The sequence below is a fragment of the Actinoplanes sp. NPDC049598 genome, from assembly GCF_040675435.1.
Taxonomy (GTDB): Bacteria; Actinomycetota; Actinomycetes; order Mycobacteriales; family Micromonosporaceae; genus Actinoplanes.
Window position 1 is genome coordinate 1 of the sequence record NZ_JBFAOX010000036.1, and the last position, 26,095, is coordinate 26,095.

Here is a 26,095-nt window from a genome sequence, read left to right on the forward strand (position 1 = left end):
AGGAACGTCACCAGGAAGCCGATCGCGAACATCATCGGCGTCTCGAAGCTGATCTGGCCGCGCCACATCGTGCCGATCCACACGAAGAACTTCATGCCCGTGGGGACCGCGATGAGGAAGCTCAGGAAGCTGAAGAACGGCAGCAGGACCTGGCCGGTGACGAACATGTGGTGGGCCCACACGGACATCGACAGCGCGGCGATGAGCAGGGTGGCCGCGACGAGGCCCTTGTAGCCGAAGACCGGCTTGCGGCTGAAGACCGGGATGACCTCGGTGATGATGCCGAAGAACGGCAGCGCCACGATGTACACCTCGGGATGGCCGAAGAACCAGAACAGGTGCTGCCACAGCATCGGCCCACCGGTCTGCACGTCGAAGACGTGCGCCCCGAGGACGCGGTCGGCGGCGAGCGCGAACAGCGCGGCGGCCAGGAACGGGAACACCATCACCACCAGCAGGCTGGTGACCAGGATGTTCCACGTCATGATGGGCATCCGGAACATGGTCATGCCGGGCGCGCGCAGGGTCAGGATCGTGGTGATCAGGTTGACACCACCGAGGATGGTGCCCAGGCCGGACAGGGCCAGGCCGACCACCCACATGTTGCCGCCGACGCCCGGCGAGTGCAGCGAGTCGCTCAGCGGGGTGTAGGCGAACCAGCCGAAGTCGGCCGCGCCGCCCGGCGTGATGAAGCCGCTGATCGTGATCGTGCCGCCGAACAGGTACAGCCAGTAGGCGAACGCGTTCAGTCGCGGGAACGCCACGTCGGGGGCGCCGATCTGGATCGGGACCACGAAGTTGGCGAAGGCGAAGACGATCGGCGTCGCGAAGAACAGCAGCATGATCGTGCCGTGCATGGTGAACAGCTGGTTGTACTGCTCGGGCGAGAGCAGCTGCATGCCCGGGCGCGCCAGCTCGGTGCGCATCAGCAGGGCCATCAGGCCGCCGAGCATGTAGAACACGAAGGCCGTGATCATGTACATGATCCCGATCTGCTTCGCGTCCGTCGTGCGCAGGATTCTGGCGAGTGCCGAACCCTTCACCTGCCGCCGGACCGGGTAGGGCCGGGTCACGATCGGCTTGGGCGCAACGGTCGTCACGAATAGCCTCCGTTGTCTCGTACGTACCGCTCAGTGCGCCCATAGTCAAAGGCGTACCTCGCAGGCAGAATAGTCCCCCGCCGACCCCTCACGGGCGCGGGGTGACCAAAGAGGCCACCTAGATCACGCGGGCGACACCAGCGGGCGGTAGTGATCGGTGAAGATCCGCAGGCCGCGCCGACGCAGCATCGGGTCACGCAGTGCGGGCGGCACGTCACGGGTGCGGTCGCGCTCACGCGTACGGTCGCGGACGGCCTCGCAGCGGGGCCGGCGGCGGGTTTCGTACGCCGAGAGCGCGGTCGCCACGTCACCGGAGGACGCGCGCAGCTCCTCGCCGAGCACGACCGCGTCCTCGAACGACATGGCCGCGCCCTGGGCGAGCGTCGGGGCGGTGGCGTGCGCCGCGTCGCCGACGAGCAGGACGGGGCCACGTGACCAGCTTGGCAGAACAACCTCGTCGGTGCGGGCGACCTGGACCTTTTCGATGGCGTCGAGAATGGCCGGCACCGGGCCGCCGAAGGTGCCGAACAGCTCCCGCAGGTGGGCCTTGGGGTCCTCGGGGTTCGGGGCGTCGGGCGCGGTCTCGTCGGCGTAGCAGTAGATCTTGCGGCCGCCCATGGGCATGGCGACGAACGAGGACCGGCGGCCGAGCAGGGCGGTCCAGTCGCTCAGGGGCGGGCCGCCGGTGACCACCGAGCGGTAGACGATCTGGCCGGTGGGGTCGGCCGCGGCGCCGAGCCCGGCCTTGGCCCGGATCGTCGAGCGGCGGCCGTCGGCCCCGACGACCAGGTCGTACTCCGCGACGCGGCCGTCGCCGAACTCGACCTTGGCCGCGCCCTCGAAGATCTCCAGGTCGCGCACGGCCGTGTCGTAGCGCACCTCGCCGCCGACACCGGTGAGCAGCACCTGCTGCAGGTCGGCCCGGGACAGCGCCCGCGACTCGCCCACCCCGGCCCAGAGCCCGGCGACGTCCATCTCGAACAGCTCGCGGCCGCGGGCGTCCAGGAAGACCTGCCGGAAGATCAGATCGCCCAGCGGCCTCAGCGGCGCGTCCAGCCCCAGCTGGCGCAGCGCGCGGGAGGCGTTGCCGGGCAGATAGATGCCGGCGCCGGGCAGCATGGTCGCGGGCAGCTCCTCCACCACGTCGGGCCGGAAGCCGGCCAGGCGCAGGGCTCGAGCGGCGGCGAGCCCGGCGATTCCGGCGCCCACCACGAGGATGCGCAACGTCATCGCAGCACTGCCTCCCACCGGTCGGACACGCGTTGGAGCCAAGACACTACCCCGCGCCACCGATCGGGGAAACCCGCGATCATCGACGCGCCCGAATTGGTGGTGAGCCCGGCCATGCGGTTCACCCTCGCACGGGCGTATGACAAATTACATCCGTGTATTTCCGGTCACCGCGGGAAAAATCAGGGGCATGACGGATCGTCTGGCGCAGTACCGCAGCAAGCGGGACGCCCGGCGCACGCCGGAGCCCGTCCCGCGCCAGGTCAAGCGCGGGGGCAGGGACGGCAACCGCTTCGTCATCCAGCAGCACCACGCCCGCAGTCTGCACTGGGACGTCCGGCTCGAGCGCGACGGCGTGCTCGTCTCGTTCGCCGTCCCCCGTGGCCTGCCCAAGGAGCAGGCCCGCAACAACCTGGCCAAACACACCGAGGACCACCCGCTGGAATACCTCGACTTCCACGGCGAGATCCCGGCCGGTGAGTACGGCGGCGGCCGGATGACCATCTTCGACCACGGCACGTACGAGGCCGACAAGTGGCACGACGACGAGATAGGTGTGACGTTTCACGGCGACCGCACGAACGGGCGGTACGTGTTCTTCCAGACCGACGGCAACGACTGGATGGTCCGCCGGATGGACCCGCCCGAGCCGGGCTGGGAGTCCATGCCGGACGAGGTCGCGCCGATGCTGCCCGTCCCGGCGGCCCAGCTGCCCAGCGACGACGCCGACTGGGGCTACGAGCTCGCGTGGGGCGGCCGGCGCGTCCAGGCGTACGTCTCCGGAGGGCGCGTACGGCTGATGGCCGAGACCGATGTGACCAGCTGGTATCCGGAGGTCCGAGGCCTCGGGCCGGCGCTGGCGCCGGTCGAGGCGGTGCTGGACGGCGAGATCGTCGCCTTCGACGGGCCGCACCCCTCGCCCGAGCTGCTGGCCCGCCGCAAGGCGCCGAAGGACAGCGCGGCGGCCAAGCGGGCGGCGGAGCGGACGCCGGTTCACTTCCTGGCGTACGACCTCTTGTGGCTCGACGGGCACAGCACGCTCGAGCTCGTCCGCTACGCGGAGCGCCGGGAGCTGCTCGAGGGGCTGTCGATCGCCGGTGACCACTGGCAGACGCCGCCCTACTTCCCCGGCGGGGGCGAGTTCGCGCTGGAGACGGCCCTCGCGCAAGGGCTGCCCGGCGTGGTGGCCAAGCGGCTCGACTCGCCGTACCTCCCGGGGCGGCGCAGCCGGCTCTGGCTTTCTGTTATCGCCCGCTGAGCCGGCCGTCTCCCTGTCGTGGCGAACACGACGATCCCCCAGCACCGCCGCCGTTCCTCCCGGGCGGTGACCGCCCTCGGCGCCGGCATCGCGGTGGCCGCTGTCGCCGTCACGGTGACTATCGTCTCTCTGCGCGGCGGCGATCCCGCTCCCTCACAGGCGGTCGCGGCGACGGCTTCGGCGCCCGCCCCGGCGACCCCGTCGACCGCGGCGACGACCCCGGCGCGGCCGTCCCCATCCGCCTCCCCCACGGCCGCGGCCTCGGCGAAGCCCCGGGTCACCACGAAAGCACCCGCCCCACAGCAGGAACCGGCGAAGGCGGGCTGGATCCCGGTCGACGCCGCTACGTGGCAGGCGCAGGTCACCGCGTACGAGGCCCGCAAGATCGATCCCGTCCCGGCCGGCGTGGGGAACCTCCCCGAGTTCCGCGCCGACTGCCAGTACAGTCACCGGCTGGCCGACGACCCGATCGTCCTGCCCGGGCTGCCGGGGGCCTCGCACATGCACTCGTTCGTCGGCAACAAGGCCGTCGACGCGGACACCACCGCCGGCGACCTGACGAAGTTCACCGCCACCACCTGCAAGCCGGTGCAGGACCACTCCGCGTACTGGGTCCCGACGCTCTATGACAACGCGACCGGGAAACCCGTCGAGACCACCGGCTTCCGCGTGTACTACCGCTCGCTGCGCGCCGGCTCGCAGGACGTGATGCCGCTCCCCAACGGCCTGCGCATGGTGGCCGGCGACGCCAAGAAGAAGGTGCCCACCCCGCGCGGCGCGCAGGGACAGTTCTATTGCGCCTTCTACGGCCCGGGCGACCTCGACGGCGTCGCCCGCAGCACCAACGGCAACTGGCCCATCTGCGGCGGCGACGCCACCCTGCACTTCATGCTGCAGTTCCCCGACTGCTGGGACGGCCGGCACCTGGACAGCCCCAACCACAAGGACCACGTCGCCTTCGGCACCGGGCAGGGTTGCCCGGCCGGCCATCCGGTCCGCATCCCGGCCATCACCTTCGACATCCAGTACGGCGTGAAAGGCACCCCCGCCGGCTACTACCTCAGCTCCGACAAGGACCTGAAGAGCGCCTCCTCGATGCACGGCGACGCCTTCGTCATGTGGGACCAGGACGCGATGAACAAGCGCACCAAGGACTGCATCCAGCAGCGCCGCACCTGCGACAACTTCGGCTACCTGAAGTGAGGTCTCGCACCGCGGGTCCGTGAACCACGGGCGAACAGGGGGTTCCCTTCAGGGGTTTACCGGCGTCTGAAGCGGAAAGGTCTTCTGGTTAGATGCACCCCGACCCACCCCTGATCCCACCTGTGACTGAGATGTCTGCCGAACTCTGGAACTCCGCCGCCGGCGTCCTCGAGACGAACTGGGCCGGCGATCACATGGTGCCCTCCCGCCGCCTCTACCCTCACCAGTGGAGCTGGGACGCCGCCTTCATCGCGGTGGGTCTGGCCTACGTCAACCCGACCCGGGCCTGGCGTGACCTGCGCAGCCTGTTCGAGGCGCAGTGGCCGGACGGCCGGGTGCCGCACATCGTCTTCGACCCGGCCATGGCCGAGGCCGACTACTTCCCGGGGCCCGCGTTCTGGGGCGTTCCGGCGTACGGGAGCCGGCCCGCCCACGGCAGCACCGGCATCGTCCAGCCGCCGCTGCACGCGGTCGCGGCCTGGGAGGTCTACCGGCGGGCGGCCGGGCACGGGGCCCACGAGGCGCTGCGGGCCCGGACCGAGCTGGAGTGGCTCTACCCGCGGCTGGTCGCGCAGCAGGAGTACCTGGCCGACCGGCGCGACCTGGGTGGCGGCGGGCTGGCCAGCATCGTGCACCCCTGGGAGTCGGGTCTGGACAACAGCCCGGCCTGGGACGAGGCGATGGCCAACGTCCCGGCCGACCTCTCACTGCTCAACATCTACCGGCGCCGGGACCTGGCCGTCTCGGAGGCCGCGCACCGCCCCACCGACACCGACTACGCGCGGTACGTGGGCCTGGTGCTCAGCTACCGCGCCGCCGACTACTCGGACACCGGGCTGCTGGAGCGGCACGCGTTCGCGGTCGAGTGCCCGTCGTTCAACGCGATCCTGGGCGCGGCCGAGCTGGCCCTGGCCCAGATCGCCGGGGAACTGGGGCATGCCGCCGCGGCCGGCGCGCACCGTGAGCGCGCGCAGCGGATCACCTCGGCCATCGCGGCCCGGCTGTGGAACCCCGCGACGGGCATGTTCCACGCGCGGGACGTACGCACCGGCAAGCTCACCCCGGCCCGGTGCGTCAGCGGCCTGATCCCGCTGATGCTGCCCGACCTGCCCGCTGAGCAGGTCGAGGGGGTCCTGGCCGCGCGGCGCTCGGACCGGTTCGGCACACCGGTGCCGAGCTACGACCGGACGGCGGCCGACTTCGACACCATGCGGTACTGGCGCGGCCCGGTCTGGATCAACGTGAACTGGCTGCTGCGCCGGGGCCTGCTCGTGCACGGCCGCCGCGACGAGGCCGAGGACCTGCGGGCGGCCATGGTCCGGCTGGTGCACCGCAACGGGCACTACGAGTACTTCCACCCGGAGACCGGCGAGGGCCTGGGCGCGCCCACCTTCAGCTGGACCGCCGCCCTGGCCCTCGACCTGCTCGCCGACCGCTCCGTGCCGGCCTACGCCAAAGCGGCCTAGAACAGAACCACCGAGCGCAGCACGCCACCGGTGTGCATCTTCTCGAAGGCGGCCTCGACGTCGCCCAGGCCGATCTCCTCGGTCACGAAGGCGTCGAGGTCGAGCCGGCCCTGCAGGTACAGCTCGGTCAGCATGGGGAAGTCGCGGCTGGGCAGGCAGTCGCCGTACCAGCTGGACTTGAGCGCGCCCCCGCGCCCGAACACCTCGAGCAGCGGCAGCTCGATCTTCATCTCCGGGGTCGGCACGCCGACCAGGACCACCGTGCCGGCCAGGTCACGGGCATAGAAGGCCGTCTCGTACGTCTCGGGGCGGCCGACCGCCTCGATGACCACGTCGGCCCCGAACCCGCCGGTCAGCTCCTTCACTTTTTCGACGACGTCGGCGCCGCGGGCGTTGATCGTGTGGGTGGCCCCGAAGCCCTTGGCCCACTCGAGCTTCTGCTCGTCGGTGTCGATCGCGATGATCGTGGTGGCGCCGGCCAGGGCCGCCCCGGCCACCGCGCCGTCGCCGACCCCGCCGCAGCCGATCACCGCGACCGAGTCGCCGCGGGTCACCCCGCCGGTGTTCACGGCCGCGCCGATGCCGGCCATCACGCCACAGCCGAGCAGGCCGACCGCGGCCGGGCGGGCCCGCGGATCGACCTTTGTGCACTGTCCGGCCGCGACCAGGGTCTTCTCCACGAAGGCGCCGATGCCCAGCGCCGGGGAGAGCTCGGTGCCGTCCTCCAGGGTCATCTTCTGGGTGGCGTTGTGGGTGGCGAAGCAGTACCACGGCTTGCCCTTGCGGCAGGCCCGGCACTCGCCGCAGACGGCCCGCCAGTTGAGCACCACGAAGTCGCCCGGCGCGACCTCGGTGACGCCGGCCCCGACCGACTCGACCACGCCCGCGGCCTCGTGGCCGAGCAGGAACGGGAAGTCGTCGTTGATGCCGCCCTCGCGATAGTGCAGATCGGTATGGCAGACACCGCACGCCTGGATCTTCACCACGGCCTCGCCCGGACCGGGGTCGGGAACGACGATGGTGGTCAATTCGACCGGAGCACCCTTGCTGCGGGCGATGACGCCCTGCACTCGCTGACTCATCGGCCCAGCGTAGGACCCATCGGGCCGCCAGTCAGCGGTCGGCGGGAACCCGCACCTCGAGCGGCGCCTCGAGCAGCGCGGCGGCGACCTTGGCCAGCTGGCGCACCTGGGACGGGCTGAGGCGGTCGAAGACGAGCTGCTGGACGGCCTCGGCGTGTCCGGGGGCGGTCTCGGCCACCTTCGCGAACCCCTGATCGGTGAGCACGGCGATCTGCACCCGGCCGTCGTCGGAATCCCGCTCGCGGCGGACCCAGCCCTGACCCTCGAGGCGGGCCACGACGTGCGAGAGGCGGGAGAGGGAGGCGCTGACCGACTTGGCCAGGCGGCTCATGGCCAGCCGGTGGCCGGGCTGCTCGGACAGGTAGACCAGGACGATGTACCCCATGTGGGTCAGGCCGGCATCGCGCTGGAGCTGGGCCTCGAGCGCGGCGGGGACCCGGATCAGCACTTCGACGAAGCGGCGCCACGTCTGCTGCTGCTCGTCGCTCAACCACCGCGGCGCGGGCTCTGTCATGCAGGAAGGTTAGTAGCGTGCCCGGCAAAGGTCACGATCCGGGTCAGGAGATCGACGCTCGGCTCTGCCTTGGGTACGCTGCGCGGATACTTTGCCCTGATCGGCTCGGCGCCGGGGCCGGCTGGCTGGGGGGCCACGGCCGGTCCCGGTGCCGCGCCCTCCGCTACGACTGCGGCGGCTCGTCCTTGCCCTGCTCCTCGAGGCGGTCGGCCTCTTCCTTCGTCTTGTGCACGGCGCCGTCGGCGTGCTCCGGCGGGCCGTAGACGGTGTAGAGGACCATTGGGTTCGGGCCGGTGTTGAGGAAGTTGTGCTTGTGCCCGGCCGGGACCACGACGAGATCACCCTGGGCGACGTTGCGGGTCTGGCCCGACACGATGGCCTTGCCGGTGCCGCTGACGAAGGTGAGGATCTGGTCCACCTCGTGGACCTCCTCGCCGATCTCCCCGTCCGGCGGGATCGTCATGATCACGAGCTGGGTGTGCTTCCCGGTCCAGAGCACGCGGCGGAAGTCCGGGCTCTTCTCGGCGACAGTGGCGATGGTGAAGTGCTCCATGCACCGATCTATACCCCGGTCACGGCGTGTGCAATCGGCCGCCGACGACCGGGGCCGGGCGGCCGATCAGGTAGCCCTGCACGTAGTCGACGCCGAGCTCGCGCAGCAGCCGCAGGGTGGCCTCGTCCTGGACGAACTCGGCCACGGTGTGGATCCCGTACGCCTGGCAGACCTGGACCAGCGCCCTCACCAGGACCTGGTCCTGGGGGTTGTCGACCAGATCGACCACGTACTCGCCGTCGATCTTGACGAGGTCGATCGGGAAGATCCGCAGGTAGCGGAACGAGGCGTAGCCGGAGCCGAAGTCGTCGAGGGCGAGCCCGCAGCCGAGGTCGCGGATCCGGTCGGCGAACCGGCGGGCCTCGCTCAGGTTGCCGATCAGGGCGGTCTCGGTGATCTCGAAGGTGAGCTGCTCGGGTTTCACCCTGTACTGCCCGATGAGCCGCTCGACCTCGTCGGTCAGGCGCGGATCGCCGACCGAGCGGCCCGACAGGTTGATCTGCAGACAGGTCGAGGGCTGCTCGGCGGCGAGCTGCATGGCCTTCTCGACCACCCACAGGTCGATGTCGAAGACCGCGTCCAGGCGCTCGGCCGTGTCGAGCACCTGGATCGGCGACTGCGGGCCGTCCGCGTCGTCCAGGACCCGCAGCAGCAGCTCGTGCCGGGTCACCGTGTTGGTCTGCAGCTCCAGGATCGGCTGGGCGTAAAGGGTGAACCGGTCGGTGTCGAGGGCGTCGGCGACCCGGATGCGGTACGAGCCCTGGCGATCACGGGCCGGCACCGGATGGGCGACATGAGTGAGCGGCCGGTCGTTGTCGCGCGACTGCCGCCACGCCTGCTCGGCGTCGATCAGCAACTCGTGGCTGCCGGCGTCACCGTCCGGGGTGAACCGCACGAGCCCGCCCCACGCCTCGGCCCGCAGCCAGGTGTCGGTCAGCACGAAGGTCTGCGACCGCAGCGCCTGGACCAGCAGCTCGGCCTCGCGGCGGGCCATCGGCCAGGAGGTGCCGGCCAGCAACAGGGCGATCTCGTTGGGACCGACCCGGCCGAGCAGCGCGCCCGTCTCCACGACTCCTTCGAGGACGCGGGCGGCGCGGTGCAACAGGTCGGCGTTGCGCTCCGGGCGGCTGCCGCTTTCCGGCTGTACGCGGATGACCAGCACCGCTCCGCCACCCCGGCGCAACGCCCGGTCGATCTCGTCGGCGAACCGGGCCCGGGTCAGCAGGCCGGTTGCCGGGTCGGGCTCGATCAGCGAATCCTGCACCGTCTCGCCCCGGCGGGCCAGCCGGTCGAGCTCACGCCGGGCGCGCTCGCGGGCCGAGACATCGGTCACCGTGCCGCGGATGCCCCGGACCGTCCCGTCCGGGCTCTTGACCGGCTCGATCCGGCAGTCCACGTCGAACCAGCCGCCGTCGGCCCGCATGAGGCGCAGGGTGGTACGCACCGTGGCGCCGCTCGTCCACGCCTGAGTGATGGCGCCGAGCGCGGCCGCGTGGTCGTCCCGGTGCACATAGCGCACAAGGACCTTGCGGCTCACCTCGTCCTGGGCCGGCGGATGCCCGAGCATCGCGCGCAGCGCGGCCGACCAGACGATGCGGTCGCCGCTGGCCGTGTAGGAGAACCAGGCCGAGCGCTCACCCAGGTCGTCGTCGGCGGGTGTGCGCTGCTCCGGAAGCCTCGGCGGGACATGCCGGTGCTCGTCCGGTGCCACCATCGCGCACGCCACCTCCCCCGGACTCTCCCCAGCCCCCTGAACTATTACGACCCGTCACGGGGTCGATATAACAGTGGACGGCCGCCCCAATGTTTTCCGCGGCTTGCCAACAAAACCACGAGCTGCCGTTTCTCGCCCGATCAGAGTAGGGAATTAGCCGATCGGTTGACCACTGCGCTGCGTAATTGTTGCCGGGCAATACCGTCAGTTCCATGACAGACAGTCACTACGCGTGCCGATCGTGGAACCTACCGCTATTGCTACCCGTCTAGATGGATCGGCATGCACGCTGAGCACTCTGAGGGGAACGCCACGTAACCAGATCCGGAAAGGATGGATATGGTGGCGAACGGACCTGACGAGTGAGGGAAGAGGCAAAGGGCAGGGCATGGGCATCATTCGGAACATGCAGCGGGTGCACGCCACCCAGGCGGCGGCCGAGTACCGGTCGAACACCGCCGCGGCGCAGCAGCGCGATCTGATCCGGCGCAATGCCGACCTGGCCATAGCGGCCGCGCAGCAGGCCGCCGCCGACACCGACCGGCAGCGCGAACGCCGCCGGCTCTACATCGAGGCCCGCAACGCCGACGCGGCCGCGGCCAACGCCGAGATCCGGGCGCGGCTCAGTGACCTCGACGCGCTGCTGCTCTCCACGCTGGACGTCGACGACCACATCGACCTTCAGATCTTCAAGAAGCCGGTGGTCGTGCCGCCGTTCGACCCGGGGCCGCTGGGCCGCCCGGTGCCGGAGCCGCGCTGGGACAGCTACGTGCCGCCGCAGCCGCGCGGCGTCGGCAAGATCATCGGTGGGGACCGGCTGCGGCAGCAGCAGACGGCCAGCGCCCGGCGGGCGTACGAGGACGCGCGCGCCCGGTGGCAGGAGGCCGAGCAGCGGCGCCACCGCCAACTGCAGGCCCGCCGGCGCCAGTACGAGGAGAGCATCCGCAAGTACGAGGAGCAGATGGCCGCCTACAACGCCGAGGTGGACCGTTTCGCCAGCGCGGTGGCCGAGGCGGACCCGGCGTCGGTGGTCGAGTACTTCGCGATGGTGCTCGGCAACTCCGTCTACCCGGACGACTTCCCGCAGCACTTCCGGCTCGCGTTCCTGCCCAAGCAGAAGCACCTGCTGGTCGAGTACCACCTGCCGCCGATCGAAGTGGTGCCGATCGTGAAGGAGTACCGCTACGACCGCACCCGCGACGACCTGACCGCGGTGCCGCGCGACGAGGGCGAGATCCGCCGCCGGTACGTGGAGGTGATCGCCCGGGTGACCCTGCGCACCATCCACGAGATCATCGAGGCCGACCGCGGCGGGCTGATCCGCCAGGTGTCGTTCAACGGCATCGTGGACAGCATCGACCGGCGCACCGGCCAGTTCGTCCGGCCGTGCCTGGTCTCGGTCAAGACCGAGCGGGACAAGTTCGCCGCCATCAAGCTGCGCCGGGTCGACCCGGTGGCCTGCGTGAAGCACCTAGAAGGGGTGCTCTCCCCGAGCCCGGACGAGCTCGCCGGCATCTCCCCCAAGATCGATTTCGATCGGGACGCCGACCGGGACTACACCGAGGAGTTCAACGTCCTGGCCGAGATCGACGAGCGGCCCAACCTGGTCACCCTGCCCGACGCGGCCTGGGAGCACCAGCTGACGGACCTCTTCGGGGTGATGGGCCTGCAGATGGGCACCCCGGCCCGCACCGGCGCCGGCACCCGCTGGCTGGCCACCGACCCCCGCCCGATCTTCGGCGGCCCGGTGGTCGTCTTCGCCACGCGCGGCCCCGCCGTGGGCGCCGCCGCGGTGCACGCCCTGGCCGGCGCGGTCAGCGCGGCCGGCGCCACCAAGGGCATCCTGGTCTCGCTCGGCGGCATCGAGCCGGAGGCGTACGACGCCCTGGCCGGCCGCCCGCTCGAGCTGATCGACGGCCCGGCCCTGGTCACCCTGCTGGCCAACTACTGCCGGGTGAAGGCCCGCATCGAGTTGACCGAGACGGTCACCGCGTAGACGTCGCCGGCGTTCGCCTCGTGCGGGAGCCCGGCCAGATGGTCGCGCATCTGCCCGGCGGTGACCCACCGGCCGAGGCCGAGCGCCATGGTCTCGGCCAGTGAGAGGTCGAAACCGGTGAAGCCGAGCTCGGCCAGCCGGTCGAGGCAGCGCGCGGCCACGCCCCGGGCGATCGTGGTGAACTCGAACGACACCGCGGGCACGGCCCGGCCGAGCCCCGCCAGCACGGCGTCCTCGAACCCCTCGACGTCGATCTTGATGAAGGACGGCTCGCCGAACTGGCCGATGAGGGCGTCGAGGGTCACCGTGCGCACCGAGACCTCGGCGTCCCACGTCTGCCGCTCCCAGCCGCCGGCGCCGTCCGCGGCCCGCACGAAGCGCTCGGAGATGGTGGAGACGGTCGGATTGCCGGAGTTGACGTGCAGGGCGGCATGACCCGTCCGGTCCGAGCACGCCGCCTCGACGATCTCGACCTGATCGTGGCCGTAGAGGGCCCGCAACGCGCGCACGCAGGGCGGCTGAGGTTCCACGGCGACCACGCGGGCCCCCAGCCGGAGGAAGCTGGCAATCCGGTCGCCGACGTGCGCGCCGACGTCGAAGACGAGGTTGCCGGGGCGCACGAAGCGGCGGTAGAACCGGTCCATGGCGGCGGCCCGGTCCGCGTCGCCGTAGTAGTAGTCGAGCGAGGGCCCGAGCATGGCCAGGCTCGGGTCGGCTCGCAGCTCACCGAGCAGCCGAACGGTGTCGTCGATCATGGTGGCCTCCGGCCCGTGGACCCGCCGCATGCCCGCACCGGCCGACTTCATTCCCGGCATGTCCCGCGCCGCGGCGGGTAACGGACCGGGAATGGTCTTCCGCCGCCACTGGACCCTCGTGCGAGGGCTACGGATCCACGACATGACCGCGGCGGAGGCGACGGGCCTGCCGGTCGTCTTCGTGCACGGCCTGGCCGTCTCGCACCGTTACCTGCTGCCGGCGGGGCGGGCGCTGGCCGCCCGGCACCCCGTCTTCGTTCCCGACCTGCCCGGCTTCGGTCTCAGCGGCAAACCACCCCGGGCGTACGACGTGGGCGAGCACGCCGAGACGCTGGCCGTCTGGCTCGGCGAACGCGGCGTGGGCCCGTGCTGCCTGGTCGGCCACTCGTTCGGCGTCGAGGTCGCCGCCCGGCTCGCCGCCCGCCACCCGGCCGCGGTGGCGGCTCTGGTGCTGGCCGGCCCCACCACCGACCCGCGGGCCCGCAGCCGGCGCGGGCTGATCGGCCGCTGGCTGGCCGACACGCTGGTCGAGGCCCCCTGGCAGGCCCCGATCCTGGCCCGCGACATCGTCGACGCCAAACCGTGGCGCGTGCTGGCCACCGTCGGCCACTCCGTCCACAACGAGGTCGAGAAGGACCTGCTCCGCCTGCCCGCGCCGCCCCTGGTCCTCGGCGGCGAACTCGACACCGTCGCCCCACTGAGCTGGCGCACCGCCGTAGCCGAGATGACCGGCGGCACCTCCGTCACCATCCCCGGCGCCGCCCACAACGTGCTCACCACCTCACCCCGCCGCTCCGCCACCGCCATCGCGGCGTACTTGCGCTCCCACTGACCAACTCGCCCGCCGCGCCCCTCGGCGGGCGGCGGGCGGGGTCAGAGGATGGTGCGGATCAGGTCGGCGAGGACCTCCTGGTCGGCCGGGTCGTTCGGCTCGTACTCGGTGATGCCCAGGCCGGCCAGGGGGAAGCGCTCGATCAAGCCCCGGACCGCCGACCCGAGCTGCCGCGGCGTGACGCCACCGGGCGCCGGGCTGCCGACCGACGAGAAGGTGGACGGATCGAGCACGTCGAGGTCGATGTGGAGGTACAGGGCCCGCGCCCCGGCCACGGCGGACGGCAGATCGTCGAGCTCCGCCGACATTACGGAATTGTCGGCAATGTACTCGACCTCGGCCGGATCCAGCGCCCGCACGCCGGCCAGGACCACCTGGCTCGGCTTCAGGGTCCGCCGCGGCTTGAGCTCGGCCGGCCCTTCGCCGAGCAGGGCCCGCAGCACCATCCCGTGGAACGCGCCCGACGGCGACGACTCCGGCGTGTTGAGGTCGCCGTGCGCGTCGAACCACACCACCACGAGCCCGTCGCCGTACCGCTCCAGCGCCGCCTCGATCGGCGCCAGCTCGACCCCGCAGTCGCCGCCGGCGGTGACCGTCGGCGGGTCGGTGATCGCGGCCCGGACCGCGGCCAGGTTGTCCGCGAGCGACTCGGTCACCGGCACCCGGACGCGCCGATCGCCCGGGATCATCCGGGCCAGCGCCGCCGCCCCCTCGGCCAGCCGGGCCGCCGTCGCCGAGCCCGAACCCTGCCACTGCCCCACCTCGAGGACCGTGCGGCGCGGGGGCGGCACGATGCCGAGCTCGTCGACCCGCTGCCAGACCGGGCTCATCGCCGCCTCCGGCTCGCGGGCGAAGATGCTGCCCCGGATCCGCACGAAGACGCAGTTGCCGACCCGCTCCAGCACGGCCTGCCGGCGCATGTCGCTCTCCCACTGCTCCGGCCCGTGATAGGCGTCGCCGTCGCACTCGATGGCCAGCCGGCGCCCGTCCGGCGCGTTCAGCACGAAGTCGATGCGGTAGGCGCCGATGCGGAACTGCGGGATCGGCCGGTACCCGCGGGCCAGCAGGCGCTTGAGCACCTCGCGTTCGAAGTCGCTCTCGCAGCGCCCGGCCAGGTCGGCCGCCTCCTCGGCCGGGGTCAGATTCAGGGCGTACGTCAGCAGCAGCCCCCGCGCGTCGTCGGCCAGCAGCGAGCCCGGCCGCACCGAGTGGAAGATCCAGAGCTGGTCGCGCGCCCGGGACGCGGCCACGTTGATCCGGCGGTGGTACTCCCGCTTGGTGAAGGCCGCGATCCGCGGGTCGTTGTCGGAGACCACCATGGTCACGAGCACGACGTCACGCTCGTCGCCCTGGAAGGTGTACGCGTCGCCGACCCGCAGCCGCCGGGCCTGGATCTCGTCCTCCCCGATCGTGTCCCGCAGCAGACTCAGCAGATAGGAGGCCTGCCCGCTGGTGCTGAGCAGCGAGATCACCCCGAGGGTCCGGCCCGCGTAGGCCGGGTCGCGGACTATCGCCGCCACCTGGTCGACCAGCGCGTGCGCCTCGGCCGTGTTCACGTCGCCGAAGCCGGCGACCGGCTGGCGTACCCCGTCGGGCAGGAAGACCGTGCGGATCGGGGCCAGCGACGGCCGGTCCGCCCGCAGCGGCATGATCTTGCCGTCGTAGTAGTGACGCGACGAGAACTCGATGATCTGGGGCACGCACCGGAAGTGCTCGGTGAGCAGGATCCGCTCGGGTGACCGCCGCACCGCGTGGTCGTAGAGCGACGACTCCGGGTCGAAGTGCTCGGCCGACGGCACGTCGTCCAGGTGACTGTGGATCAGCCCGCTGACCGCCCCGACAAAGCCGAGCTGGGGACCGATCTGCTGGTCGTCGCCGACCACCACGGCCCGCTCGGCCAGCGACAGCACCGGCAGCGCGAACAGGTCGGCCTGCGAGGCCTCGTCGACGATCACCACGTCGAACCGGGCCCCGCCGGCGAACTGCTCGATCGCCCGGTCGACCGACATGACCCAGACCGGGACGGCGTCGACCGCCTGCTCCATGGCCCGCTGGGCGTGCGCCTGCCACGCGGCCGCCGTCCGGCCGGTGCCCTTGCCGATCTTGCGGAGGGCCGTGGTCCAGTCGGCCAGCGCGGCCCGCCGCCGGTCGTCCAGGCCGCGTGACACCTCGAGCCAGGCCGACGCCACGACCAGCTCCGCCGTCCGCCGCCGGATCTTCTCGCGGGCGTTCTCGACCCGTTTGGCCAGCACGGCCGGGTCGACGCTGCCGATCACCTCGTCGAACCAGGTCTGCGCGCGCCGCCACTGCCACGCGTCCAGGCAGGCCTTCCCGGAGACCGCCGGCACCCGGCCGGCCTCGATGGACGCCATCCACTCGGGAGTCACCGGGGCCAGCCGGTCCCGCAACGCCGCGTACCGCTGGACCTCCGGTCGCAGCCCCTCGAGCCGGCGGACCTCGGCCAGCTCCTCGTCCCAGCCGTCCAGGGCGGCCCACGCCGCGGCCAGGCGCGGCCAGGCCGCCACCCGCCCGGCGATCTCGTTGCGCCGCCGGTCGAGCGCGTCGAGCTCGGCCACCGCGCCGGCCGCGTCGAGCAACTCCGCGACCTCGGCCAGCCGGGCCGAGTCGAGCTCGAGGTCGTGCTGCGGAACGAGCCGGGCCAGCCGCTCGGCCAGCACCGGCCAGTGGCGCACGTCCCAGTCGAGGGACTGCCCGGCCTCGGCCAGCAGCGAGCCGGCCCAGATCTCCGGGTCGCCGGCCGGGGCCGGGACGGCCAGCCGGGTGATCCACTCCGACCAGTGGGCGCCGAGCCGCTGCCGGGCCCGGGCCCGGCGCACCCATGCGGCGGCGACGTCGACGTCCTCGACGGTGCGCAGCGGCTCACCGTCCACTCGCACCTCGTCGGCCAGCCGGAACAGCCCGGCCTGGAGCAACCGGCTCAGCCCGCGGCCGCTCGCGAACCGCTGGCGGATCTCGTCGAGCTGGGCGAGCAGCTTCTTCGGCTCCGCCGCCCAGGACGCGGGCACGGTCACCGCCTGGCCGGCCAGCGTCCGGGTCAGGGCGGCCAGCTCGGCCAGCAGCGCCTCGGTGGCGCCGACGTGATCGGCCCAGACCGTCCGCCAGTGCGGGTCGTTGAGCAGCCGGCCGAGCCGGTCGGTCCAGGCCCCCTCGCGGCGGCGCAGCCAGGTCAGCGCGTCGTGCAGGCCGGTCCGTACGGCCGTGAGGTCCTCACCCCGTACGGCCTGGAGGTCGAGACCGGCCGAGGCCAGGCCGGACACGCGCTCGGCGAGGGAGTCGCGCGAAGCTCGCGCCGAGGCCGCCTCGGCCGCCGCCGGAAGATCACCGGTCGCCGGAAGCGGCCGGAGGGCGGCGTCCCGGTCGGCCGGTGAGAGGCGCGCGGCGGTCGCCAGCAGGGTCTGGAACTCGGCGCCGTCGAGGGGCGGCGGCGTGTCGATGGGATCGGGAATGCCGCTGCGGGTGGCCGCCCGCTCCCGCAACCAGGCGCCGACCTCGACCGGAGTCAGCGGAGCGCCGTCGACCGGGTAGGTGACGGCCTCGTTCTCGGCGATCGCGCGCAGGCCGCCCAGGGCCGCCGCCAGTTCACGCTCGGCCTCCTCGAGCAGCCCGGTCAGCCGCTCGACCCGGCGGGCCTCGGCCTCGCGGTCCAGCGTGGCGGCCCGGTCGGCCAGCTCGCGGGCGGCCAGCTGGAGCTGGACGAGCTGGTCGGTGGTGCGGCCGAGCACGGCCAGGCAGAGCGCCTGGATCTCCGCGGGCAGACCGTCCCGGAGGACGCGCAGCGGGTCCTCCTTCTGGGCGACGACGAGCACCCGCTTGCCGTTGGCCATGAGATGGCAGATCAGGTTGCGGATGGTGTGGGTCTTGCCGGTGCCGGGCGGGCCCTGCACGGCGACGTTGCGGTGCTGGGCCAGGCGGCGGGCGATCGACTCCTGCGCCTCGTTGGTCGGCAGCGGCATGAGCAGGCGCTCGCCGACCCGCTGCCAGCTTTCCGGCCGGTCGTCGGGCATCCGCAGCTTGCTGGGCTCGTGGGCGACGATCGCGGCCAGCGCGCCGACGCTGGCGGTGTCGCCGGCCAGCAGCCGGTTGCGCAGATTTTCTAGGAAGCCCCGCAGCAGCCGCTGCTTGGGCCGCGCGAAGAGCACGCCGAGGTCGTTGACGTGCGGTTGCGAGGTCTGCTCGGCGGTGATCAGCCGGTCGTAGCCGAGCCGGCCCAGCGCCCGCTCGAACAGCTCGCGCCGCTCCAGGTCGTTCCAGAGGTCGACCTCGAGCGTGCCGGCCGGGCCGGCCAGGCCCAGGAGCTGACTCAGGTAGCGCTCGTCGAGCCCGGCCAGGGCGTCGGTCTGCAGCCGGGGCGGGCCGGCGGGCGAGACGGTGATCAGCGATCGGTCCGGCTCGTACTCGATCAGCACGGGCGTGGCGACCAGCGGATAGCGGACCCGTTCGCCGTTCACGACGGTCTCGAGCAGGCCGTGGCCCCAGACGAGCTCGGTGGTGGCGGCGGTCATGTCGATCTGGTGCATGAGGTCGAACAGCTGCCGGTGCAGCGCGCGGGTCTTCTCGGCCTCGGCCGTCGCGTGCGCCCACGGGCGCCAGACCTGGTCGCGCCAGATCTCGAAATCGTCCCCGGCCTCCTCGGACGACGGCTCCTCATCCGCCGTCACGTCGCCCCGCAGGCGCCGGCGCAGGGCCGCGGGCACCGTCACGGGAGGCGGCAGGGCGGGCAGCCCCACCCGCAGCCACGAGGTGCCGTCGGCGGCCGGCCCGGCCTGGCAGTCGGGGTGATCGGGCAGGGCGTCCAGGCGGTACGCGTCGGCGGGCAGGACCCGCGCCGGCCGATCCATCTGGGCCCGGACGGCGAGCAGATAGTCGGCGACCGCGACGGCCCTGTCCCGGATCGTCGTGGGCGACTCGAGCTGCTCGGACATCTTCCGAAGTCTAGGACGCCGCGTCCCGTCGCGGCCGGGCCACGCCCGCGCGCCGGAACCGCTAGGGTGACCGCCGCCGATCTTGGAGCGGAGCGTGGCAGCGTGACCGACATTCCCCCGGGCGACAACCGACCCGAACCTCATGATGATCTACCTCCGTCTTCTGACCCCTCTACTCAGAGGACGCCTCAAGACGGGCCATCCGCTTACCGTTCGGCGGGGAATGTCCGGCCCCCGATCCCGGCGGGCTCGCAGCCGCCGCCCGGCTACCCGCCGCCGCCCGGCTATCTCCCGCCACCCTGGACCCCCGGCGCCCGCGCCGCCGCTCACGCCGGCCCCTACGACCCGCTGGTCAGCGCCGACTACAGCGGCTGGTGGCAGCGCAGCATCGCCCTGCTCCGGGCCGCCTGGCGCCCGATGGCGGTGGTCCAGCTGATCGGCAGCGCCCCGCTGGTGGTCTTCGGCATCGTGACCGCGGTGCTGCTCCTCACGACCGACCTCGCCGACCGGCTCGACGAGCCCGCCGTCGCCGTGCCGGTCATCCTCCCCATCGGGCTGATCGCGGTCCTGCTCACGCTGATCACCCAGCTCGCCACGCTGGAGACCGCGGTTCAGCGAGCGACCGGCCGCCCGGTCTCGGCCGCCGCCGCGTTCCGGGCCGGCCTGCGCCGCTCGCCGGCCTACATCGGCTGGGGCATCCCGGCCGGTCTGCTCTTCCTGGTCGGCGTCATCTGCTGCATCCTGCCCGCCTTCTATGTCGGCGCGGTGATGACGATCCTGCCGGTGATCGTCCTGGTGGAACGCGGGGGCGTCCTCAAGCGCGCCTTCGCCCTGTTCCACGGCGACCTCGGCTCCTCGGTGGCCCGGGTCGCCACCCTGGCCGCCCTGCAGACCGTGGTCGGCGTCGCCGCGAATCTCGGCAGCATCCTGGTCTTCATCGACCCGACCGGGGTCAGCGCCGGGCTGCTGTCCGTCGTCTTCTCCATCGCCACCGGCGTCCTCGTGACGCCGTTCCTGCTCACCACCTACGCCGACATGCGGGCCCGCGTAGAGCCGTTCTCGACCGCCGACCTGGCCCGTTAAGCCTCTTCGGGGTCGCGTCCCACCGCGGACCGGCCGCCGTCGACCGGGATGACGGCGCCGTTGATGAAGGCGGCCTGATCGGAGAGGAGGAAGGCCGCGGCCTCGGCCACCTCCTCGGCCCGGCCCATCCGGCCGAGCGGCTGGAGCAGCCGGATCTCGTGGTCGAAGGCGTCGCGCTCCTCCGGCGACCGGGCGGCCAGGTAGGACGCCGAGCGCTCGGTGGCTATCGAGCCCAGGGCCAGCGCGTTCACACGTACCCCCGAAGGCCCGTAGTCGACCGCGAGCGCACGCGTCAGTCCTTCGACGGCGGCCTTGGCCGTCGCGTAAGCGAGGGCGCCCCGAACCGGGCGCTGGGCCTGGTGGGACGAGATGTTGACGATGGCGCCACCGTTGCGGAAGCCGCGGATCGCCGCCGCGCACCCCGTCAGGACCGGATCGAGGTTGCGGGCGATCCGGGCGCTCATCTCGGCCGCCGGTGTCTCGTGGAGCCAGGCGTCGGCGAAGATCGCGGCGTTGTTCACCCAGCCCCGCAACGGTCCGGCCGCCTCGGCCGCCTCCTGGGCCACCTTCTCGTCCCGGGCGTCGCCGATGATCGGCACGACCTGCTCGTCGGCGGCGGCCCAGCTCAGCGTGTCGGCCTCGAACTCGACGACCGCCACGGTCGCGCCCGTCGCCCGCAGGCGCTCGACGATCGCGCGGCCGATGCCGCGGCCGCCACCGGTGACCACATAGCTCATGGCCCCACGCTGCCAGAAAGAACGCCCCGGTGGTGACCGGGGCGTTCGCGTCAGGGGAACTGCATGCGACGTGGGCGGGGGATGACCGGGGGCGGCAGGGGCAGATCGTCGAGGTGGCTCCAGTTGAGCGAGCCGTTGTCGGTCGACTTGACCTCGCCCAGGCAGGCCCGCAACAGGCCCAGGTTGGGCGCGCCCGCGAAGCCCGCGATGATCACCTCGGGCTTGGGCTCGATCGTCGCGATGGCCGCGCAGATCTTGGCCACCTCACGCTCGTCGACCGCGTCGAGCGGGAGCGGGGCCTCGGCCTGCGAGCGCCGCCAGGGCGGGCCGAACCGGCGCAGAAGCTCACGGGCGAGCCGGCCGAAGGAGCGCCCGACCGCCGCGTCGCGCATCGAGTCGCGGGCCGACTGGCCGTAGCACCACGGCACGACGACGTGACCGTTGAGCACGACGAGCTGATAGACCGACTTCGGCACGCTGATGATCTCGGCACCGGGCAGCGTGCCCAGGAAGAGCACCAATTCCTCGTAGGGGAGCGGCCACCGCGGGTTGGCGAGCACTCGTTCCGTAGTCTGCGTCATGGCGGGGTGTGCGTGAACCTCGCGATCGATCGCGGTGCTCAACGCCTCGGGCACCCGGGTCCACAGCTCGCCGGCAACCTTGTCGCCGAACTGTTCGACCACCCACTCGCTCGGACCGACCAGAACGTCTGGGCGCATTCGTTACCACCACCGTCCGTGTCGCTGGCGTTACTGCTGGCTAGAAGAGTTCCACTTCCGGTGATCGACTGGAAGAGTCCGCTTTGCTAGATCCCAGAAACGCCCGTGAATGAAATCGGGAGCGACGATCAAAAGGGTGCCACGACGACGGAGCAGCAGGTCGGAACACTGCGAAACATGCAACTTGCACGGCGAACCGCTCATGCAAGTTGCATGCCGGCTTCGCAATTCGACCCGTGCGGACAGTCAATCACCCGGATATTTCAAAGCCATGACCAGCAGGCAAACATCCACTCACAGTGACGATCAACAATGCCGTCACCTGCACTACTACTGAGCCGCCGTAAGGGGCGCCGATCACCGCGCCGAAATTTGTGAACGCTCCCAATATCATCCGGCCGCCGGCCCTCATGATCAAGTCCGGCGCAACTCTCGACGGCCGGCCGATTACTAGACCATCGGCGACTGCCGCGCTGTCAGATTTCCGTCAGTGCCACCTTCGCCGCCGAGCCCAAAACCTAAGACCGATCGCGGATCCGGCCCTGCACTGTCCACATAGTGGTATGCCGCGGCCGCGATACGGTGCCCGGGTGACTTTGCTCAGCCCGGCCGCCGAGGCCGCCCGTGTCATCGACGCCGTCCTGCGTGACCTGCGCGAGGGCGACCACCGCGGCGTCGTGGTGGACTCGCCCCCGGGCGCCGGCAAGTCGACGCTCGTGGTGCGCGCGGCCGGCGAGCTGGCCGCGACGGGCGAGCCGCTGATGATCGTGGCGCAGACCAACGAGCAGGTCGACGACCTCATCGAACGGCTCGGGGCCCGCTCGCCCGAGGTCACGGTGGGCCGGCTCTCCGCCGTCGACTACGAGCCGAGCGAACGGGTCCGCGACCACCCGCAGTGCCGGGTCGGGGCCAAGGTGGCCGAGCTCAACTCCCCCGCCGTGACCATCGGCACCGCCGCCAAGTGGGCCACCGTGACCGAGGGCTCCTGGCCGTGGGCCATCGTCGACGAGGCCTACCAAATGCGCTCCGACGCGTTGCTGCGGGTGGCCCCCCGCTTCGTCAGGGCCTTGTTTGTGGGCGATCCGGGACAGCTCGACCCGTTCTCCACCGTGGAGACCGAGCGCTGGACCGGGCTGTCCTGGGATCCGATGAAGAGCGCCGTCGCCGTGCTGCTCGACCACAACCCCGGCCTCCCCGTGCACCGGCTTCCGGTCTCCTGGCGCCTGCCGTCGACGGCCGCCCCGATCATCGCCGAGGCCTTCTACCCGTTCACCGGCTTCCGCTCGGGCACCGGGCCGGGCGACCGCGCGCTGAGCTTCACCCGGGCCGCGAGCGCGCCGCTGGACGAGGTGCTCGACGTGGCCGCCGAGACCGGCTGGGGCCTGCACGAGCTGCCGGCCCGCTTCACGGTCCGTACCGACGCCGAGGCCGCCTCGGCCTGCGCCGCGCTGGCCGTACGGGCCCTGGAGCGGCACGCCGTGGCCTCCTCCGAGTCGGGCACCGGCCCGCTGACCGCCGACCGGATCGCCATCGGCGCCGCCCACCGCGACCAGGTCGCGGTCATCCGCTCGCTGCTGCCGCCCGCGGCCACCGGCGTCACCGTCGACACGGCCAACCGCCTCCAGGGCCGCGAGTACGACCTGACCATCGTGCTGCACCCGCTCTCCGGCCGGCAGGACGCGACCGCGTTCCACCTGGAGTCGGGCCGGCTGTGCGTGCTCACGTCACGCCATCGGCACGCCTGCGTAGTGGTGGCCCGGGCCGGCATCGACGAGCTGCTCGACGCGCACCCCTCGACCGAGCCGGTGCACCTCAACGTGCCCGTGAAATTTCCCGATGGATGGGAAGCGAATCAGGCGATTCTCGCCCATCTCCATCGAGAAATGTCTTACTTTAAGTGAATGGCGGTCCTCACCCCGGCGGCCGTGTACCGGCCCATCCTGCGCCCACGCCGCGGCGAACTGGCCGCGCTCGCCCACCTGGCCCCGGGCGACGCCACCCGGGTTCTGCCGATCCTCGAGCTCGACGACAGCCCCGCCCTCCTGCCGCTGCTCCGCGAGCTGCCACCACGCACCGGGGCCATCGCCGTCGACGGCCCGACTTCTGACCTCGCCGAACGGCTGGCCGAACTGGGCGTGGCCATGTTGCCGGTGCTGCGCGCCCACGAGAGCCGCCACCGGCTGGCCGCCCACGGCCGGGCCGCCCGCCTGCACCTGGGCCGGGCCGTGCTCCGCCTCCAGCCGCACGTCGACGCGGCCAACCCGGCCCAGGCCGACGAGGTCACCACCTGGATGCTGCGCGGCGCCGGCCTCCAGGCCGAGGACGTCGACCTGCTGATCGACCTCGCCGAGACCGCCTGCGCCGCCCACGCCGACCGGGTCGAGGAGCAGTGCCGCCGGGTGCTGCGCTGGTCCCGCGCGACGCCGTGGCGCTCGGTCAGCGTGGCCGCCGGCGCCATGCCGCCCAACCTCGACGACCTGCCCACCGACCAGCCGGTCACCGTGGGCCGGCTCGACGCCCGGGTCTGGCAGCGCCTGCGCCTCGCCGAGCCCGGCGTGGGCTACGCCGACTACGGCGTCACCTCCCCGGTCCGCCGTCACGGCGTCCAACGACACCGCCAACTGCCCACCCTGCGCTACACCGACGAGAACCACTGGTGGATCTACCGCTGGTCCCGCCGCGGCACCCGCAGCGACGACCGCTGCCACGACCTCTGCCGCACCGTGGTCACCTCCCCCCACTGGCCGGTCACCGGCGCCCGCTTCTCCTGGGGCGACGCCGAACTGGCCCGCCGCGCCCGCACCGCCCGCGGCGCCGGCAGCCCCGCCAGCTGGATCTCCTGGAGCACGTCCCACCACATCGCCCACGTCCTGCAGACCCTCGTCCACTAGACCCGCGGCTCCCTCCAGGCCGTCCTGGCTTACGCCTGGTGGAAGTACGGATGCACGATCGGCACCCGCTCCTCCGCCCGGCTCCGGCGTGGTCACCCTCCCTGCCGCCGCTACCGGGTTGTCCTGCCAGCCGCGCTGCCCTGCGCCCCGCCGCCCATCCGGCCTCGCCGGGCCGAAATATTGTCGTACGCTTGTTCTAATGTTGCTGACAGCCGCGTTGGCCTACGCCCGGCACGGGATTCCCGTCCTGCCGGTGCATACGGCTGGTCCCGACGGCTGTTCCTGCGACAGAGGAGTCCGATGCGAGCGCCCCGGCAAGCACCCCCACCTGCGGCACGGCCTGACCGACGCCACCACCGACCCGCACCAGATCGATCTCTGGTGGCATCACTGGCCGGCGGCCAACGTCGGCTTGCGCACCGGAGTCGTGATGGATGTGGCCGACGTCGACTCCGAGGAGGGCTGGCACGGCTTGTGTCATGTGCTCGGCGGCTCCTGGCCCGACGGCCCGGTGGTCCGCACGGGCAGCGGCGGCTGGCATTTCTGGTTCCGCCCGACCGGCTTCGGCAACCGGGTGCGCCTGCTCCCCGGCCTCGACTGGCGTGGCTCCGGCGGCTATGTGGTGGCCCCACCCTCCCGCCACGCGAGCGGCGGCGACTACCGCTGGGTCCGCCGCCCCGGCGACACCCTGCCGGCCGGCCCACCAGCCCTGCGCGAGCTCATCGACGGCCCGGTCCCCGGCGCGGGGAGCTCCGATCGCCGCGCCGGCCCGCCGCGCCCGATAGCCCATCCCGACCGATACGCGCAGGCTGCCCTGAGAGCCGAGACCGACCGGGTGGCGCGCGCCCCGGTCGGCACCCGCAACGACACTCTCAACCGCGCGGCCTTCGCGCTGGGCCGGCTCGTCGGCGCCGGCCTGCTCGGCACGGCCGAGGCGACACGCGAGCTCGAGGCGGCCGCCCGCTTCGCCGGCCTGGGCCGAGCCGAGATCCGCGGCACGATCCGCTCGGGCATGACCGCCGGCCGGCGCACCCCACTCACCTCCGACCCGGCCCGCCACGTGGCGTGACCGCCGCCCGGCGCAGCCCGTTCACCGCCGACCCGGTGCAGCGTGGCGTGATCGCGGCATAACGCGAAAGATGGGGTGATGACCGACGTGACTGCAGCCGGGGGCCCGGCATGACCGACCGGCGCCCGCTCAAGCCCTATGACGTGGAGATCGCCGTGCCGGTGGGGCGCGACCAGGTATGGGAGGCCATCACTCAGCCGGAGGTGCTCCATCAGTGGTTCGGGTGGGACTACGACGGGCTGGCCGCGGAGATCCGCCAGATCTTCGTCGACGAGGCGACGCTCTGGGCGCCGGAGCGGATGGGATGGGCCGACGGGTCCTCTTTGGAGGTCGACGGCGATGACGATCGGGCGCGCGTGCGGGTGGCCCGGGAGGGTTCCGGTCCGGGCGGGCCGGAGGTGTACGACGCGATCGAGGAGGGGTGGCGTGCTTTCCTGACCCAGCTTTCGTTCCTGCTGCGCGAGCGCCCCACGGGCCGGCGGCGCACGGTCTACCTGACCGGCGAGACCACCGGCCGTCAGGCGCTGACCCTGGCTCCCGGCGACTGGGAGCGCTTCGGCCCGCGGGTGGCGTCCACCGTCGACCCCGACGGTCATCTCGTCGTGGTCGCCGGCCATCTGCCGCTGGACAGCCCCGACGCGTCCCGCCTCGAAGTCACCGTCTCCACGTTCGGCCTGGACGACCCCGCCTTCGAGACCGTCCGCGAAACCTGGGCCAAACGCTGGGCTCCCCTGGCCGCCGACGCCAACCTGACCACCGCCGAGAACCCCGCCCCGACCGGCTGACCCCTTCCCGCCGGCCATACCGGCCCGCCGAGCCAGCCCGGCCAGCTCACCCGAACCGAGTGGGTGCGCCGGGCCGGTAGGTGCGCCGCGCAGGCGGATCGACCGGGCAGGCGGGTCGACCGGGCAGGCGGGTCGACCGGGCAGGCGGGCGGAGGGCCGGGCAGG

Annotated in this window: 20 protein-coding genes; 10 read left to right on the top strand and 10 right to left on the bottom strand. The window is 72.3% G+C overall.

From position 1 onward, the window contains the following. Together AB0J66_RS44740 and AB0J66_RS44745 are read right to left on the bottom strand one after the other, a co-directional pair. Positions 1–1,100, bottom strand: a 1,100-nt coding sequence (locus AB0J66_RS44740) for a cbb3-type cytochrome c oxidase subunit I (protein ID WP_364674126.1), incomplete at its 3' end; no start/stop codon positions are given. Positions 1,101–1,223: 123 nt separating this feature from the next. After that, positions 1,224–2,330, bottom strand: coding sequence for an FAD-dependent monooxygenase (locus AB0J66_RS44745; RefSeq protein ID WP_364674129.1), 1,107 nt, complete (start codon positions 2,328–2,330; stop codon positions 1,224–1,226). A gap of 190 nt (positions 2,331–2,520) precedes the next feature. Here AB0J66_RS44745 and AB0J66_RS44750 point away from each other — a divergent pair, with 190 nt between their 5' ends. The 3 genes from AB0J66_RS44750 (at position 2,521) to AB0J66_RS44760 (ending at position 6,257) form a co-directional block, all read left to right on the top strand. Beyond that, entirely contained in the window at positions 2,521–3,588 is a 1,068-nt protein-coding gene (locus AB0J66_RS44750; RefSeq protein ID WP_364674132.1) for a DNA polymerase ligase N-terminal domain-containing protein, read from the top strand. Between the two features lie 18 nt (positions 3,589–3,606). Next, entirely contained in the window at positions 3,607–4,791 is a 1,185-nt protein-coding gene (locus AB0J66_RS44755; RefSeq protein ID WP_364674134.1) for a DUF1996 domain-containing protein, read from the top strand. A gap of 131 nt (positions 4,792–4,922) precedes the next feature. Next, a complete protein-coding gene (locus AB0J66_RS44760; RefSeq protein WP_364674325.1) occupies positions 4,923–6,257 on the top strand; it encodes a trehalase family glycosidase in 1,335 nt (444 codons plus the stop codon). On the opposite strand, the gene AB0J66_RS44765 is transcribed toward AB0J66_RS44760, so the two are convergent. The 4 genes from AB0J66_RS44765 to AB0J66_RS44780 form a co-directional block, all read right to left on the bottom strand. After that, positions 6,254–7,339, bottom strand: coding sequence for an S-(hydroxymethyl)mycothiol dehydrogenase (locus tag AB0J66_RS44765; RefSeq protein WP_364674136.1), 1,086 nt, complete (start codon positions 7,337–7,339; stop codon positions 6,254–6,256). The genes AB0J66_RS44760 and AB0J66_RS44765 overlap by 4 nt on opposite strands. Before the next feature lie 31 nt (positions 7,340–7,370). Beyond that, positions 7,371–7,853, bottom strand: coding sequence for a MarR family transcriptional regulator (locus AB0J66_RS44770; protein WP_364674139.1), 483 nt, complete (start codon positions 7,851–7,853; stop codon positions 7,371–7,373). Positions 7,854–8,016: 163 nt separating this feature from the next. Then, positions 8,017–8,406 carry a cupin domain-containing protein gene (locus tag AB0J66_RS44775; RefSeq protein WP_364674141.1) on the bottom strand — a complete coding sequence of 130 codons (390 nt, stop codon included), beginning with the start codon at positions 8,404–8,406 and terminating at the stop codon, positions 8,017–8,019. A gap of 19 nt (positions 8,407–8,425) precedes the next feature. Then, a complete protein-coding gene (locus AB0J66_RS44780; RefSeq protein ID WP_364674144.1) occupies positions 8,426–10,120 on the bottom strand; it encodes an EAL domain-containing protein in 1,695 nt (564 codons plus the stop codon). 388 nt (positions 10,121–10,508) lie between these two features. Between AB0J66_RS44780 and AB0J66_RS44785 the strand changes: the two genes are divergently transcribed. Next, a complete protein-coding gene (locus AB0J66_RS44785) occupies positions 10,509–12,116 on the top strand; it encodes a restriction endonuclease (RefSeq protein ID WP_364674147.1) in 1,608 nt (535 codons plus the stop codon). Here AB0J66_RS44785 and AB0J66_RS44790 read toward each other — a convergent pair. Then, the gene (locus AB0J66_RS44790) at positions 12,065–12,871 is read right to left on the bottom strand and encodes an FkbM family methyltransferase (protein ID WP_364674150.1); all 807 of its coding nucleotides are present in this window, start codon (positions 12,869–12,871) and stop codon (positions 12,065–12,067) included. The genes AB0J66_RS44785 and AB0J66_RS44790 overlap by 52 nt on opposite strands. Here AB0J66_RS44790 and AB0J66_RS44795 point away from each other — a divergent pair. Continuing rightward, positions 12,858–13,703: an alpha/beta hydrolase gene (locus tag AB0J66_RS44795; protein WP_364674151.1), complete on the top strand. Its 846-nt coding sequence runs from the start codon at positions 12,858–12,860 to the stop codon at positions 13,701–13,703. The two genes, AB0J66_RS44790 and AB0J66_RS44795, sit on opposite strands and share 14 nt — an antisense overlap. A gap of 41 nt (positions 13,704–13,744) precedes the next feature. Here AB0J66_RS44795 and AB0J66_RS44800 read toward each other — a convergent pair whose 3' ends face one another. After that, positions 13,745–18,646, bottom strand: a complete 4,902-nt coding sequence (locus AB0J66_RS44800) for an arginase family protein (RefSeq protein ID WP_364674153.1) — start codon at positions 18,644–18,646, stop codon at positions 13,745–13,747. Positions 18,647–18,748: 102 nt separating this feature from the next. On the opposite strand from AB0J66_RS44800, the gene AB0J66_RS44805 reads away from it, so the two are divergent. Continuing rightward, positions 18,749–19,729 carry a hypothetical protein gene (locus AB0J66_RS44805; RefSeq protein ID WP_364674156.1) on the top strand — a complete coding sequence of 327 codons (981 nt, stop codon included), beginning with the start codon at positions 18,749–18,751 and terminating at the stop codon, positions 19,727–19,729. Here the strand turns inward: AB0J66_RS44805 and AB0J66_RS44810 are convergent. Both AB0J66_RS44810 and AB0J66_RS44815 read right to left on the bottom strand, forming a co-directional pair. Beyond that, positions 19,726–20,466: an SDR family oxidoreductase gene (locus AB0J66_RS44810; protein ID WP_364674159.1), complete on the bottom strand. Its 741-nt coding sequence runs from the start codon at positions 20,464–20,466 to the stop codon at positions 19,726–19,728. The two genes, AB0J66_RS44805 and AB0J66_RS44810, sit on opposite strands and share 4 nt — an antisense overlap. Positions 20,467–20,516: 50 nt before the next feature. Then, a complete protein-coding gene (locus AB0J66_RS44815; RefSeq protein ID WP_364674161.1) occupies positions 20,517–21,185 on the bottom strand; it encodes a hypothetical protein in 669 nt (222 codons plus the stop codon). A gap of 590 nt (positions 21,186–21,775) precedes the next feature. Between AB0J66_RS44815 and AB0J66_RS44820 the strand changes: the two genes are divergently transcribed. From AB0J66_RS44820 to AB0J66_RS44835, 4 genes are all read left to right on the top strand, one after another. Continuing rightward, complete coding sequence (locus AB0J66_RS44820; RefSeq protein WP_364674163.1) at positions 21,776–23,086, top strand: AAA family ATPase; 1,311 nt, start codon at positions 21,776–21,778, stop codon at positions 23,084–23,086. Next, positions 23,087–24,076, top strand: coding sequence for a beta family protein (locus tag AB0J66_RS44825; protein ID WP_364674165.1), 990 nt, complete (start codon positions 23,087–23,089; stop codon positions 24,074–24,076). It abuts the gene before it with no gap. A gap of 199 nt (positions 24,077–24,275) precedes the next feature. Further along, positions 24,276–25,145, top strand: coding sequence for a bifunctional DNA primase/polymerase (locus AB0J66_RS44830; RefSeq protein WP_364674168.1), 870 nt, complete (start codon positions 24,276–24,278; stop codon positions 25,143–25,145). 110 nt (positions 25,146–25,255) lie between these two features. Next, on the top strand, positions 25,256–25,930 hold the full coding sequence (locus AB0J66_RS44835; protein WP_364674171.1) for an activator of HSP90 ATPase: 675 nt from the start codon (positions 25,256–25,258) through the stop codon (positions 25,928–25,930). Positions 25,931–26,095: the final 165 nt, after the last annotated feature.